Origin of the sequence: Myxococcus stipitatus DSM 14675, assembly GCF_000331735.1 — a bacterium.
GTDB classification, from domain to species: domain Bacteria; phylum Myxococcota; class Myxococcia; order Myxococcales; family Myxococcaceae; genus Myxococcus; species Myxococcus stipitatus.
The window spans coordinates 8,704,362-8,717,901 of the sequence record NC_020126.1 but is presented as its reverse complement, the minus strand read 5'-3'; the positions used below and the strand labels follow the sequence as shown (position 1 = coordinate 8,717,901).

The following is a 13,540-nucleotide window of genomic DNA, read 5'->3' as shown; positions in this document are numbered from 1 at the left end:
TATCAATCCGGGCTCACCGGGCGAGCTTGAAGGCGACGACCGCCTTGTCGTCGACGGTACCGGACAGCGTGAGGCGCAGCTCCCAGGCGCCGGGCATGAAGAGGTCCAGTTCAGAGACCTCGAAGTCACTGTCACCCCGCGCTGTGATTCGCACGGGCTCATCGAGCCCATGTCCCATGGTGGGCATCCACGGTTGAACGGCGAGGCGCAGACCTGGGACCGGTTTCCCCGTGGTGCTCTCCGTGACGCGGAAGAGAAAGCTCCGAGGTCCTCTGCGCAGCGGCAGCACATCCGTCAACGCGTCGATGCGCAGGCGCCCCGAGGTGCTCGTCACGGTGGCCACCGGTGCGGACAGGGGAGCACGGGCGGCTGTTCCTGTCTCCAGGGCCTCGGGCTTCGCGGGAGGCGTGGCGCTCATCAGCAGGCACAGCAACAGGGGCGTCTTCATGTGTCCTCCCGTGGGGAATCCCAGGTGCGGAACCTTGTAGCGGGACGAGACGCTCGGAGACGCGCGACAAGTTGCCACAGCACATGCGCGGTCCGTTTGCGCGAGGGTGGAGCGCATGGACCGCCCTCCTCCACGTCACCGCTTCGCGGGAGCCGCTCGCCTGCTCTGGTGGGGCCTGGGCGCGTTGAGCTTGTCCGGGGTGTTCGTGCTGGGGGCCGCGATGGTGTCAGTCGCGAGGCTGGCGCTGTCGGAGGTGCACTGGTTTCCACCGAGCACCGAGTGGGTCCAGAGTCCCTTGCCCTTTCAGGGGCAGCTGCCTCGCTACGCGCTCCACGACACGGAGGGTGCCGAGGTGGGGACTCGCCAGCTTCGCGGGCACGCCTATGTCCTCCAGTTCGTGGCGCCCGAGTCGCCGCTCAACTCGAGTGACGCCGTGCCGAGGCTCACCGAAGTGATGCACCGGCTCGAGGCCCGCGGCGTCTCGCTGCGATTCGTCGTGCTGAAACGACGGACGGCCAAGGACGAAGTGCGCGCGCCCCCGCCCTCGTGGCACGTCGTGGAATCAGACGGAGCCCTGGAGTCACAGGTGTGGCCACTGTTGCGTGAGGCCGCGCCCACGAACGACCTGCACTCAGGGGCCACGCTGCTGGTCGACCAGGCAGGGGGCCTGCGAGGCGTCTACGCCCTGGCGGCGGATGCACGCGCCATCGACGCCCTGGTCGCCGATGCATGGCAGCTCGCGGAGGCCGGGCCCGTTCCCGCCGTCGCGGGCCTTCCGTCGAACCATCCCCACGTCACCGGCGTGGGCTGTGAACTCGAGCCGAGGAGACCTTGACGATGGACACGACATCCCAGGAACAACCCCCTGTCCGCACTCGGCGCTGGAGGGGCCTGCTGCTCGTCGGCGCACTCGCACTCATCGCCGGGCTTGGCCTGCCGCTGTGGCGCGACACCCAGGCTCGCATGCGTGCGGGCGGCCTCCCCACCTTCGGAAACCTGCCCGCGTTCCAACTGACGGACCAGACCGGGCGCGCGTTCTCCGACGCGGACCTGCGGGGGGAAGTCGTGGTCGCGGACTTCATGTTCACCCGCTGCCCCACGGTGTGCCCGCTGCTCACCGCGAAGATGGCGCGCCTCCAGCGAGAAGCCCGCGACAGCGGCCTCTCCGTGCGCTTCGTGTCGTTCAGCGTGGACCCCCGCTACGACACCCCCGAGCGGCTCGCCGCATACGCGAAGACACGCCACCTCGACACCTCCAACTGGTCCCTGCTCACCGGCTCCCTGGAGACAGTGGAGACCACGGTGCTGGAAGGCTTTCGCGTGATGATGGGGCGCGACGCCGATGCGGGAGACGACGACTTCCTCAGCATCTTCCACGGCGAGCACTTCGTCCTCGTGGACACCGAAGGCCGCATCCGCGGGTACTACCGCGTGGTGGACGACTCCGGTGGCCTCGAGTCACTCCAGCGAGACCTCGAAGCCCTGGTGCGGACGCGCGGCGGCTGAACCCCACCGCGCGGCCAACCCCCGTCCGGTTACCGACGCCCGGGCGGCTTGAGGTCCGCGGGCAAGCCCGGCCCGGTGGGCGGTCGCTCCAGCCGTCCGGGCTTCGTGAGACCCTGGCCGGCAAGCGGCCCCGCATCCTCCTGCGGACCCGGGCCACCCTTCGCTCCATCGTCCGAGCACGCGCCCAGAACCGCGCACGCGGCGATGAGGACAATCCCTTGTCGAATCATCGTTCGCTCCCAGGCCTCAGTACTTGACCCAGATTTCCGTGCCCGGATGAATCTCCGTCAGCACCTTCGTCCCGGCCTCGGTCTCGATGAGCGCCTTCGTCACGGGATTGGGGCTGTACGCACTGTCCCCCGCCCAGACGATGAGCGCGTCGCGGAACACGGCGAAGTCATGCACGTGGGTCTCCACGGTGTACTTGTTCCAGCCCGGCGTGCGAGCGGGGTACACGAAGAGCTCCGGAGCGGGCTCCGCCTGCGGCGTGGAGCCCGAGTCCGCCCCATCATGTCCTCCATGGCCGGACGTGCCCACCCACTCCACCGTCGTCTCGCGGCCCTGCGCATCCCGGCAGACCTGCGTGGTGGGGAAGTACACCGTGGTGAACGGCGTGTCGGGGAGCCGGGCCCGCAGCGCGAGCTTGTGCGCATGCGTGTCCGCGGGCAACACGTCGGCGGCGTTGCCTCGGGTCCAGGTGATGGAGGTCACCTGGCCATTCCCGTCCTTCTCCACGGTGGCCTTGCCGAAGGTGGAGTCGAGCGGCCGCACGGACGTGACGCCCGCGGGGATGCGGACCTTCACGCGATACGTGTCCGCGCCGCTGCACCCATGGCTGATGGTGAGCTGCGCGTCATACGTCGTGCCCGCGACGGCGGGGCCCGGTCCGGTGACGGAGATGTGAGCCTGTGCCGCGGTACCAGCCACCAGACTCGCGACGGCGAACAGCGTTGGAAGTGAGGACTTCAAGCGGGGCCTCCTGGAAGATGACTGCGCCAGGGACCTCGGCCTAGCAGACCGCCACGGAGCCACCGCTGCGGCCATTTGCCGCAGCACGGGAGGGCATGCCCATCACTTTCCCACGGCAACCATCCGGAAAGCGGATGTTGAGTTCACCACAACCCGTGCTCTCGCAAGAGCGCGCCCAAGGGGCGGGCTCCACTGCGATGCGCGTCGAAGAGGCTCGCGGCCATCTGCCGCGACGGATGTCTCCAGCCCAGGTGCTCGCGCCCCTCCTGGGACACGGGGCCGCAGAAGATGAGCGACGCGTGCAGCTCCTCCTCGGAGGTGAACACCGGATGCTCCAACGGCAGCGGGCTCTGGCTCGCGAGGAACACCTGCCGTCCGCCCAGCTCGCGCAGGCTCGCCTCCACCCAGCGCGGATGAAGCCCGTTGGCGGGCTCGTCGAGGATGGCGAAGTCCTCGTTGCCATCCAGGTAGTACAGCAGCGACAGCAGGCGCTTCTGCCCGAAGCCCAGCTCCGCCTGGCTGAGCGAATGTCCGCCCCGCCGGACGAACTGGAACGCCAGCCCTCCGAAGCCCACCCGCCCGCCATTCTCGAACGGGCGCTTCTCCAGCACCTCCACGCGCAGCCGCCCCGACTCCAGGTCCGCCAGGCTCACGAAGCGCGCGAGGAAGCCCTGCTCCAGGGCGTCATGCCGCAGCTCCAGCGCGTCCACGTCGGGCTCCAGCTCCACGCGCTCCTTCAGCCACCCCGGCATCCACGACGGCAACGCCATCAACCCCAACGGGAAGACCTCGCCGTCGCGGACCTCCATCGCGTAGCGCATCGCGCTCATCCGCTCGAACGTCCCCAGCATCTCGTCGAAGCGCTGCGGCGCGAGCAGGAACGTGCGCCGCAACAGCGGCTTGAGGCGCTCCTTCACGCCCGCGTCGATGTACTGCGCCGTCATGAACAACAGCGTCCACACCGAGCGGTCCAGCAGCGACCAGCTCATCGCGCGGGACCACACCGGCGCGCCATCCACCTTGCAGTCAATCCCCTCCGCATCCGCGCGCATCACCAGCCGCGCCGAGGGCGAGGACCACCGCAGCTCCAGCTCGATGAGCGGCTGCAGCCCCGTGTCCGCGCCCGCCGCCCGCATCGGCAGGAGCCCCGCGCCCTGCCGGGCAAGCGCCTCCTGCCGAGGGGGCACCTCTGACTCATTGCGCGCATAGACGTGCAGCTTCAGCCCGGGCAGGGCGAGCTCGTACTCCAGCGCGAAGGGCTCGTGGATGAGGCTTGCGAAGTCCGAGCCGATGACCGTACTGAACAACTCCAGCAGCGTCGTGCGTCCGGTGCCATTGGCGCCCAACAGCAGGTTGAGCGAAGGGCTGGGTGTGAGCTCGGTGCCGGGAGCAACACCTCGGTAGCGGTGGACGGTGAGCCGGGTGAGCTTCATTCGAGTTCCTCGCGCGGCAGCTTCGCCCCGTCGGTGCCGCGACGGGAATACCCATGCCCGCCGAGTGTCTGGTTGCCTGCCCGTACCATGACGCACTCGGGCGCGCTCGAAGCGTTTGGTGAGGCCTGGAGTCGTCTATACACTCCGCCCGCTTTCGCACCCCTCTGGTTCAGAAAGGAAGAAGTGAGGACCATGAAGAAGCTTGCTCTTGGAGTCCTGTTCTCCGCGCTCGTGGCGCTGGTCGCCGCGCCCGCGTCCGCCGAGCTCTCGCTGCCCGCCGCCAGCCCCTCCGCCAAGGCGTCGCAGGACGTGGGCGTCAGCACCATCTCCATCGACTATTCCAGCCCGGCCGTGAAGGGCCGCAAGGTCTGGGGCGACCTGGTTCCCTGGGACAAGGTCTGGCGCTCCGGTGCCAACGCGTCCACGAAGATTACGTTCAGCAACGACGTGACGTTCGGCGGCAAGCCGGTGCCCGCCGGCACGTACTCCATCATCACGCTGCCCTCGCAGAAGGGCTGGAAGGTGATGCTGAACAAGGAGCTGGGCCTGTTCTCCACGCCGGCGCAGTACTCCGCGGCCAATGACGTGGCCACCGTCGCGGGCACCACGACCGCGATTCCCAACCGCGAGCGCCTGACGTACATCTTCTCCAACACCACCGACGACGGCACCACGCTGGACCTCGAGTGGGAGAAGCTGCGCGTCTCCGTCGCCATCAAGGTGGACACCACCGCGCTCACCGCGGCGAACATCGCCAAGTCGGTTCAGTCGACGGCGTCCGAGCACGCGCAGGCCGCGCGCTACATCTCCGAGAACTCCAAGGACTACGCCGCCGCGCTGAAGCACGCGGACCTGTCCGTGGCCATCAACTCCAACTGGTACAACCAGTGGACCCGCGCTGAAATCCTGGCGAAGAGCGGCAAGTACGCCGAGGCCCGCCAGGCCGCGCAGGTGGCGTGGGACCTGGGCCTGAAGGCCCCGAACTTCTTCTACAAGAACCAGGTCCAGCAGGCCCTGGCGGACTGGAAGAACAAGTAGTCCGTCGTGATGGTGGAGCCTCTCGCCCCTTCAGCGGCGAGGGGCTCCGCTCACGAGCCGCCGGTAGAGCGACTCGTACTGGTCGATGGCCGGCTCCTTCCTGAAGCGCTCGACGACGTCGGCTCGCGCTCGGAGGGAGAAGGCCCGCCACCTCGCCGAGTCCTTCAGCAGACTCAGCACGTGCCCCGCCATGGCGCGCACGTCCCCCAGCGGCGCGAGGAAGCCCGTCTCCCCGTGGCGCACCACCTCGGGAATGCCTCCCACGTCGCTGGCCACCACGGGCACCCCGCAGCTGAGCGCCTCCAGCGCCGCGAGCCCGAAGCTCTCCTGTTCGCTGGGGAGCAGGAACACGTCCGCCGACGCGAGCAGCTTCACGAAGTGGTGCTGCTTGCCGGGGAAGGCCACGCGGTGGGACAGCCCCAGCTCGCGCAGCATCCCCTCCGCGGGCGCGCGCTCCGGTCCATCACCCACCATCACCAGCCGGCAGGGAAGCTGACGGTGCACCTCCGCGAAGATGCCCACGACGTCGGTGATGCGCTTGACGGGGCGGAGGTTGGAGACGTGGATGAGGACGGGCTCGTGCTCGCCCAGGTCCGGGAAGAGGGCCTTCAGCGCGGCGCGCTCGCGCCCGGGGGCGTAGTGCTCCGTGTCCACGAAGTTGGCGATGACGTCGATGGGGACGCTGGTGGGGATGTTGAAGCCGCTCCACGTCGCGTCGCGGAGGAACGCGGACGGTGTCGTCACCGCGTCGCTGCGCAGGATGGAGAAGCGCGTCATGGGCAGGTAGCTGGGGTGGATGCCCACCAGCGTCGTGTCCGTCCCGTGCAGCGTGGTGACGATGCGCGGCGCCTTGTCTCCCAGCACCTCGCGCGCCATCCACGCCGCGGTGGCGTGAGGCACCGCGTAGTGCACGTGCAGCACGTCGAGCTGCTCGGCGGTGGCGACCTCGATCATCTTGGAGGCCAGCGCGATGGGGTACGCGCCGGAGTGCTGGAGCACGGGGTAGTCGCTCTCCGTCACCTCGTGGAACGTCACGCCCCGAGGCAAGGTGTCCAGCCGCACCGGGAGCTCCCGGGCGATGAAGTGGACGCGGTGTCCGCGCTCGGCCATGGCCAGGCCGACGCCGGTGGCGACCATGCCGCTGCCGCCAAAGGTTGGAAAGCAGGTGATGGCGACGCGGAGGGGAGGGCTCATCGGCTTTGAGGGAAGAACAGGGGCTTCTCGAAGCTATTCCGGCGGAAGTGCTCCACCGGGTCGACGAGCCCCAGCATCTCTCGGACGATGTACGGCTCTCCATGGGCCACACCCACCTGGGCGCCATAGAACCTGTCGCGCGCCTCCAGCGAGGAGAGCGACAGCGCGGAGCCCACCAGCGTGGCGGGGGCCCCCGGACGAGGCAGCACCTGGCTTGCGTAGCAGTGCACCGCCGCCGTCTTCGTCTCGTACACGGCGGACACGTCCACGACGAAGCTGGGCGCGGCGAGGTGCCGCAGCGGGTAGTAGAGCACCTGCCGAGGGGTGAAGGGCGCGCCGGGCGGCTCGGTCTCGAACTTGCGAACGCCCGCGAAGAACAGCGCGCGGGTGACCAGGGCGCTCGCGGCCTCGTGGTCCGGATGGCGCTCCTCTTCCCATGGGACGATGACCAGCTCCGGACGCAGCCGGCGCAGCACCTCCACCACCCGCGCCACCGCGGCGTGGCGGGTGCGCTCGGGCTCGGGGGTCTCGAAGCCAGCCCAGGGGTTGAGCCAGCCATCCGGCAGCTCGAGGTTCTCCCGCACCGTCAGGCCCAGCACCTTCGAGGCGGCCTGGGTCTCCTCCGCGCGGGTCTCCAGCGTGCCTCGGGAGCTCTTCTCGCCTCGGGACAGGTCGATGATGCCGGTGCGGTGGCCCTGGCTCGACAGCTTCGCGAGCAGTCCTCCGCAGAACAGCTCCACGTCGTCCGGGTGCGGGCCGAAGGCGAGCGCCTCCAGCCCGTAGGCCGTGCCACCTGGGGTGCCGCTCATGGCGTCAGGTCCTGGAGGTCCCCGGAGAAGGGGACACAGGCGTCGAGCACCTTGCGCGTGAACTCCCGCGTGCCGAAGCGGCAGGCGTAATAGGACATGCCGTGGATGCGCTCTTGCGGCGCGCCTTCCGGGACGAGGAGCGCGCGCAGCCGGTCCAGTCGCTCGGCGGCGACGGTGTCGCGCAGCGCGAGTGCCCGGCCATAGCGCCCCACGAGCCGCGACAGGGCGGTGCGCACGGTGCCTCGCGTGCGCTTGAGGGCATCCAGCAGCTGTGGGTCGAGCTTGAGCATCGCCTCGCCCAGGGGCTCCAGCTCCTCGAGGAAGGTCCTGAACAGGCGCGCCTCCAGCATGCCGGCGGACTCGAAGGGCTCCGCCTCGCTGCGCGTGGCCAGCCGCGCCAGCAGCGCTTCGCGGGGCTCGTTGACCTCGTCGGGCGTGAGGTCCAGCTTGTTGAGCAGCCTGCGGGCCCGGTCATCCACCACGCGGAAGCGCGCGCGCGGCACCACCAGCGGCATGGGCCTGCCCGCGTGCTCATAGAGGGGCGGGAGCTGCGCGAAGTAGGAGATTTCTCCGGGGCCCCCGACATAGGCGGCCGTGGGCAGCAGCGTGTCCTGGAGGAGGGGCCTCAAGAGCGCGGAGGTGGTGAAGCGCAGCGGCTCGTGCTCCAGCGCGCGCAGCAGCTCGTCCGTCGTCACCTGGGCACCCGCGGGATGGCCCACCAGGCTCCACCGCCCGGGGCCCGCGGGGTCCAGTCGGTAGCGCGCGCCGTCGAGTCCATCCGGGGAGTAGAAGCTCAGCGGCGAGCCCGGGCGGATGTGGACCTGCACCGAGAAGCCCGCTTGCGTCAGCGCATCCACGTGACGGGAGAGCTTGCCGGAGATGGCCTCCGCGTCCTGGAGCGCGAGGCGATGGATGGGGGCCGCGAAGGGCGCGATGCGCGCGTCCCTCGGGTCGATGAACACCAGGCCCTCCTCCGCGAAGAGGGATGCGAGGACCTGGGTGAAGGCCTCCGAGAGTGTCGCGTCGGGCCGGTACGCCTGCTCCAGCAGCGCCAGGTGCTCGGCGGCTCGCGGCTCCGCGCTCAGCTCCGCGCGCAGGGTCTCCAAGGCCCGGGTGACGCCGGGGCCCAGTCGCTGGTGCGCGACGGGCGCACGCGAGGCGGCCGCGTCGGCGATGTCCAAGGACACGCGACAACAGGCACCTCGCGGGCTGGCGACGAAACAGTGGTCCACTTCCGGCAGGTCGTGGTCCTCGGTCTGAAGCCAGAAGATGGGAACACAGGGCCGGCCGGTTTCTTCCCGAAGTGCTTTCGCGTCCGCGATGGCGGCGGCGGCTTTGTAGAGCGTGTAGAGGGGCCCGAGGAACAGGCCCATCTGTTGGCCCGTGACGACGGCGATGGTGCCGGGACGGGAGAGCTCCTCGAGATGCCGCAGCCGGGCGGGACTCGGAGCGAGCCTCGCGTTCTGGGCCGCGATGATATCGAGCAGCGCGGGTGGGATGGAGCGAGCGCCAGCGGCCGCTGCGGCCTCCGCGCGGGTGGCGCGGTGACGGAAGCGGTCGGGCAGGAAGGCGAGCGCGCGTGGGTCTCCCTTGAGCCACGCGGTGGGAAAGGAGGGCGTCACGAGGGCCGTGATAACAGGTCGGCTCCTTGCCGGCACGGAGAAGGTCGGTGGGCGTCCACGCGACGGATGCATCTGGCCGGCCGCGTCATGGACATGAAGGCCGTGCGCGCGTGGGTGAAGACCTTGTTGTAGGGTCCGCCCCGGATGCGAAACCTGCTCACCTTTGGCATGGCGTTGGTCATGAGCGTTGGAATCGGGACCCCAGCTCTCGCACAAGCACCTCGACAACCTCACGCGGGAGAAATCGCCGCCGGTCTGCGGCGGCTCGGCGTGACGGGAAGCGTGCTCTACGTCGCGGCTCACCCGGACGACGAGAACACGCGCTTTCTCGCCTGGCTGGTGGGAGAGCGCGGCCTGCGCGCGGGCTACCTCTCCCTCACGCGGGGCGATGGAGGACAGAACCTCATCGGCACCGAGCAGGATGAGATGCTCGGCCTCATCCGCACGTACGAGCTGCTCGCGGCCCGCCGCGTGGATGGCGCGGAGCAGCTCTTCACGCGCGCGCGGGACTTCGGCTACACGAAGTCCGCCGACGAGGCGCTGCGCATCTGGGGACACGACGCGGTGCTGGCGGACGTGGTGCTGGCCATCCGCCGCTTCCAGCCGGACCTCATCGTCACGCGCTTCGACACGAAGCCGCCGAACCACGGCCACCACACCGCGTCCGCGCTGCTCGCCGCCGAAGCGTTCAAGGCGGCCGCCGACCCGAAGCGCTTCCCGGAGCAGCTGGACCTGGTGAAGCCGTGGAAGGCGGACCGGCTGCTCAACAACGTCCCCATCTGGAACCGGAAGCCCGACGCGGACATGTCCGCGTATCTCAAGGTGGACGTGGGCGGCTACGACGCGCTCCTGGGTCGCTCGTGGGGCGAGGTCTCCGCGGAGAGTCGCAGCCAGCACAAGAGCCAGGGCTTCGGTGTGCCGGCGGAGCGCGGCCCGCAGTTCGAGTACTTCACGCCGCTCGACGGCACGCGTCCCAAGGCCGATGTCTTCGAGGGCTTGGATTTGTCCTGGAGCCGGTGGAAGGGCTCGGAGGCGGTGGCTCGCGCGGTGGATGAGGCGGTGAAGGGCTTCGATGCGCGCGTGCCGTCCCGCTCGGTGCCCGCGCTGCTGCGCGTGCACGAGGCGCTGTCCGCGCTGCCCGACGACCACCCGTGGAAGGCGCTCAAGCTGCGCGAGACGGAGTCGCTGGTGGCCGCGTGCGCGGGCCTGTTCCTGGAGGCGCGTGCGTCGGAGCCGGTGGGCGTGCCGGGCGCTTCGGTGAAGCTGAACCTGTTCGCGCTGAACCGCTCGCCCGCGGCGCTCAAGCTGGTGAGCGTGTCGCTGCCGGGAGGCGAGCGCGTGCAGGTGGACGCGGCGCTCGCGGAGCACGCGCCCTTCAAGTTGGACAAGCAGGTGCGGCTGCCCGAGAACGCGGCCATCACCACGCCGTACTGGCTGCGCAAGCCGGTGGCCGGTGGGATGTTCGCGCTGGACGAGGCGGACCGCGCGCTGACGGGGCTGCCGGAAGGGCCCTCCGCGCTGATGGTGTCGTTCGTCTATGAGGCGTCGGGGCGGCGCATCACCGTGACGCGTCCGGTGGTCTTCGTGTGGACGGACCCGGTGCGAGGCGAGCTGTACCGCGCCTTCGAGGTGGTGCCCTCCGTCACCGCGACGCTGGAGCGCGACCGGGTGATGTTCCCCAACGGCGCGACGCAGGTCGTCCCGGTGGTGCTGGGCGCGGGGCGCGCGGAGGCCCGCGGGAAGGTGCGCCTGGAGATGCCCCCCGGGTGGAAGTCCGAGCCAGTGGACCACGCCTTCCAGCTCGCCGCGCGCGGCGACGAGCGGACCGTCCAGTTCAAGGTGACGCCGCCCAAGGGCGCGACGGAGAAGGGGCGCCTGCGCGTCGTCGTCGACTCCGGCGGCCGATTGGAGTCGTGGAAGGTGCGCACGGTGGCGCACGAGCACCTGCCTCCGCTCGCGGTGCGACAGGCCTCCGAGGCGACGCTGATTCCCTTCGCGCTGACGACGAAGGTGAAGCGCCTGGGCTACATCCCCGGGCCCGGGGACAAGGTGGCGGAGAGCCTGGCGGCGGTGGGGTACGAGGTGACGGTGCTCCCGGAGGAGCGGCTGGCCTCGGAGAAGCTGGAGCGCTTCGACGCCATCCTCGTGGGGGTGCGCGCCTTCAACGCGAACCCGCACATCGCGGTGCATCGGGAGAAGCTGCTGAGCTACGTGAAGGGCGGCGGACGGCTGGTGGTGCAGTACAACACCAACAGCCGCGTGGGACCGCTGGAGTCCTTCGTGGGCCCGTATCCGCTGGAGATCGGTCGCGACCGCGTGACGGACGAGACGGCGGTGATGACGCCCGTTTCCGCCAGCGAGCCGCTCCTGTTGGCGCCCAACCGGCTGACGCCCGCGGACTTCGAGGGCTGGGTCCAGGAGCGTGGGCTCTACTTCGCATCGAAGTGGAATGAGCAGTACCGCCCGGTGTTCGCGATGAATGACGCCGGTGAGGAGCCGCTGCGCGGCTCACTGCTGGTCGCTCGTCATGGCAAGGGCGTGTTCGTCTACACGGGCCTTGCGTTCTTCCGTCAGCTCCCCGCCGGTGTCCCCGGCGCGTACCGCCTCCTGGCGAACATCCTCGCGCAATGAGTCCTCCCGTGAATCCCGACACCTCGAAGGCGCCTCCCGAGAAGCGGGCGGAGCTGGATGACGCGCCGCCCGTGCTGGGCTCCTGGCGCAATATCTACCTGTTCGTGGTGGGCGTCTTCGTCTTGTTCGTGTCGCTGACCTGGACCCTCACCTGGGTGTATTCGTGACTTCGCTCGACTGGTTGGTCCTCGTCGGAACGATTTCGCTCATCGTCGGCTGGGGGATGTGGAAGGCGCGTGGCGCGCGCAACGCGGAGGACTTCCTCCGAGGCAAGCGCGTGCTCAAGTGGCACACCATCGGCTTGACGGTGATGGCGACGCAGGCGAGCGCCATCACGTTCCTGTCGGTGCCGGGGCAGGCGTACGAAGACGGGATGCGCTTCGTGCAGTTCTACTTCGGACTGCCGTTCGCGATGATCCTCATCAGCGCCGTGTTCGTTCCCATCTACTACAAGATGAACGTCATCACGGCGTACCAGTACCTGGAGTCGCGCTTCGACTTGAAGACGCGCCTCCTGGGCGCCTTCCTCTTCCTGGTGCAGCGTGGAATGGCGGCGGGCATCACCCTCTACGCGCCGTCCATCATCCTCTCCACCATCCTGGGCTGGCCGCTGGAGCCCACGGTGCTGGCCATTGGCGCGGTGGTGATTCTGTACACGGTGTCGGGCGGTGCGAGCGCGGTGAGCCAGACGCAGAAGCAGCAGATGGTGGTGATGATGGGCGGCATGGTGGTGGCCGCGCTCGTCATCCTCTGGCGGCTGCCTTCGAACGTGGGCTTTGGCGACGCGGTGGATGTCGCGGGGGCGTTCGGCCGGCTGAACGTGGTGAGCTTCGACTTCAACGTGCAGGACCGCTACAACTTCTGGTCGGGCATCACCGGCGGCTTCTTCCTGGCGCTGTCGTACTTCGGGACGGACCAGTCGCAGGTGGGGCGCTACCTGTCGGGGAACTCCATCTCCGAGAGCCGTCTGGGCCTGCTGTTCAACGGCGTGCTCAAGCTGCCGATGCAGTTCATCATCCTCTTCGTCGGCATCCTCGTCTTCGTCTTCTACCAGTTCAATTCGCCGCCGCTGCTCTTCAACGACACGCTGCGCGCGCGGGTGCAGGCCACGGAGAAGGCGGGGGAGTACGCGGCGCTGGAGTCGAAGTGGGAGCAGGTGCAGTCCAGCAAGCGGGAGCAGTTGGAGCGCTACCTGGCGGCTGGGGACGCGGGAGATGCCGCGGCGCAGGCGGGAGTGCGGGAGTCGCTGCGCGCCACCGCGAACGAGGCCAGCGCGATTCGGAAGGACGCGAAGACGCTGGTGACGAAGGCGCTGCCCGGGGCGGAGACGAAGGACTCGGACTACATCTTCATCGGCTTCGTGAAGCGCTGGTTGCCCAGTGGCCTGTTCGGCCTGCTCATCGCGGTCATCCTGTCGGCGGCGATGAGCTCCATCGCGAGCGAGCTGACGGCGCTGGGGGCGACGACGACGGTGGACTTCTATCGGCGCCTGGTGCGTCCGGAGGCGTCGGACAAGCACGTGCTGGTGGCGTCGAAGGCGTTCACGGTGTTCTGGGGAATGGTGGCCGTGAGCTTCGCGAGCTTCGCGTCGCTCCTGGACAACCTCATCCAGGCGGTGAACATCCTGGGCTCCATCTTCTACGGGACGGTGCTGGGGCTCTTCCTGGTGGCGTTCTTCCTCAAGCATGTGAAGGGGCACGCGGTGTTCACCGCGGCGGTCATCTCGCAGACCACGGTGATTGCGCTCTTCATGCTCAGCAGCATCGGCTACCTCTGGTACAACGTGATTGGTTGTGCGCTGGTGGTGGTGCTGAGCCTGGTGGCCCAGGCCGTGATGCCGCGTGCGGTGGACGTGGCTCCGGTGGCGGGGGCGTAAGCCGCGCCCGTCGT

General features: G+C 69.2%; 12 protein-coding genes. 6 read left to right on the top strand and 6 right to left on the bottom strand.

Annotated elements, in window-relative coordinates; all coding sequences use genetic code 11:
• Positions 1-13 precede the first annotated feature (13 nt).
• Entirely contained in the window at positions 14-448 is a 435-nt protein-coding gene (locus tag MYSTI_RS33645) for a FixH family protein (protein WP_015352306.1), read from the bottom strand.
• A gap of 115 nt (positions 449-563) precedes the next feature.
• Here MYSTI_RS33645 and MYSTI_RS33640 point away from each other — a divergent pair, with 115 nt between their 5' ends.
• Entirely contained in the window at positions 564-1,283 is a 720-nt protein-coding gene (locus MYSTI_RS33640) for a hypothetical protein (protein ID WP_015352305.1), read from the top strand.
• 2 nt (positions 1,284-1,285) lie between these two features.
• On the top strand, positions 1,286-1,954 hold the full coding sequence (locus MYSTI_RS33635; RefSeq protein ID WP_015352304.1) for an SCO family protein: 669 nt from the start codon (positions 1,286-1,288) through the stop codon (positions 1,952-1,954).
• A gap of 246 nt (positions 1,955-2,200) precedes the next feature.
• Here MYSTI_RS33635 and MYSTI_RS33625 read toward each other — a convergent pair whose 3' ends face one another.
• Together MYSTI_RS33625 and MYSTI_RS33620 are read right to left on the bottom strand one after the other, a co-directional pair.
• On the bottom strand, positions 2,201-2,923 hold the full coding sequence (locus tag MYSTI_RS33625; protein ID WP_015352303.1) for a DUF1775 domain-containing protein: 723 nt from the start codon (positions 2,921-2,923) through the stop codon (positions 2,201-2,203).
• A gap of 143 nt (positions 2,924-3,066) precedes the next feature.
• Positions 3,067-4,356, bottom strand: a complete 1,290-nt coding sequence (locus MYSTI_RS33620; protein ID WP_015352302.1) for an AAA family ATPase — start codon at positions 4,354-4,356, stop codon at positions 3,067-3,069.
• Positions 4,357-4,548: 192 nt separating this feature from the next.
• On the opposite strand from MYSTI_RS33620, the gene MYSTI_RS33615 reads away from it, so the two are divergent.
• Positions 4,549-5,394, top strand: a complete 846-nt coding sequence (locus MYSTI_RS33615) for a DUF2911 domain-containing protein (RefSeq protein ID WP_015352301.1) — start codon at positions 4,549-4,551, stop codon at positions 5,392-5,394.
• A 30-nt stretch (positions 5,395-5,424) separates the two neighbouring features.
• On the opposite strand, the gene bshA is transcribed toward MYSTI_RS33615, so the two are convergent.
• The 3 genes from bshA to bshC are packed head-to-tail and all read right to left on the bottom strand — an operon-like array spanning position 5,425 to position 9,019.
• Positions 5,425-6,588 (bottom strand): N-acetyl-alpha-D-glucosaminyl L-malate synthase BshA, encoded by a 1,164-nt coding sequence (gene bshA, locus MYSTI_RS33610; protein ID WP_015352300.1) that lies wholly within the window; start codon positions 6,586-6,588, stop codon positions 5,425-5,427.
• Entirely contained in the window at positions 6,585-7,397 is an 813-nt protein-coding gene (gene bshB1, locus MYSTI_RS33605; RefSeq protein WP_015352299.1) for a bacillithiol biosynthesis deacetylase BshB1, read from the bottom strand. The genes bshA and bshB1 overlap by 4 nt, the downstream gene beginning before the upstream one ends.
• On the bottom strand, positions 7,394-9,019 hold the full coding sequence (bshC, locus tag MYSTI_RS33600; protein ID WP_015352298.1) for a bacillithiol biosynthesis cysteine-adding enzyme BshC: 1,626 nt from the start codon (positions 9,017-9,019) through the stop codon (positions 7,394-7,396). Before bshC ends, bshB1 begins: the two co-directional genes overlap by 4 nt.
• Positions 9,020-9,199: 180 nt before the next feature.
• On the opposite strand from bshC, the gene MYSTI_RS33595 reads away from it, so the two are divergent.
• Genes MYSTI_RS33595 through MYSTI_RS33590 form a run of 3 tightly spaced genes read left to right on the top strand, consistent with a single transcriptional unit; the run spans position 9,200 to position 13,526 of the window.
• Positions 9,200-11,650 (top strand): PIG-L family deacetylase, encoded by a 2,451-nt coding sequence (locus MYSTI_RS33595; RefSeq protein ID WP_233278043.1) that lies wholly within the window; start codon positions 9,200-9,202, stop codon positions 11,648-11,650.
• An 8-nt stretch (positions 11,651-11,658) separates the two neighbouring features.
• A complete protein-coding gene (locus MYSTI_RS43990) occupies positions 11,659-11,817 on the top strand; it encodes a hypothetical protein (RefSeq protein WP_169558592.1) in 159 nt (52 codons plus the stop codon).
• Complete coding sequence (locus MYSTI_RS33590; protein ID WP_015352295.1) at positions 11,814-13,526, top strand: sodium:solute symporter family protein; 1,713 nt, start codon at positions 11,814-11,816, stop codon at positions 13,524-13,526. Before MYSTI_RS43990 ends, MYSTI_RS33590 begins: the two co-directional genes overlap by 4 nt.
• Positions 13,527-13,540: the final 14 nt, after the last annotated feature.

Bases quoted from the DNA above. Each gene is read 5' to 3' on its own strand.
- MYSTI_RS33635 (WP_015352304.1), top strand. From the start codon at position 1,286: ATGGACACGACATCCCAGGAACAACCCCCTGTCCGCACTCGGCGCTGG.
- bshB1 (WP_015352299.1), bottom strand. From the start codon at position 7,397: ATGAGCGGCACCCCAGGTGGCACGGCCTACGGGCTGGAGGCGCTCGCC.
- MYSTI_RS33640 (WP_015352305.1), top strand. From the start codon at position 564: ATGGACCGCCCTCCTCCACGTCACCGCTTCGCGGGAGCCGCTCGCCTG.
- MYSTI_RS33620 (WP_015352302.1), bottom strand. From the start codon at position 4,356: ATGAAGCTCACCCGGCTCACCGTCCACCGCTACCGAGGTGTTGCTCCC.
- MYSTI_RS33645 (WP_015352306.1), bottom strand. From the start codon at position 448: ATGAAGACGCCCCTGTTGCTGTGCCTGCTGATGAGCGCCACGCCTCCC.
- MYSTI_RS33615 (WP_015352301.1), top strand. From the start codon at position 4,549: ATGAAGAAGCTTGCTCTTGGAGTCCTGTTCTCCGCGCTCGTGGCGCTG.
- bshA (WP_015352300.1), bottom strand. From the start codon at position 6,588: ATGAGCCCTCCCCTCCGCGTCGCCATCACCTGCTTTCCAACCTTTGGC.
- MYSTI_RS33595 (WP_233278043.1), top strand. From the start codon at position 9,200: ATGAGCGTTGGAATCGGGACCCCAGCTCTCGCACAAGCACCTCGACAA.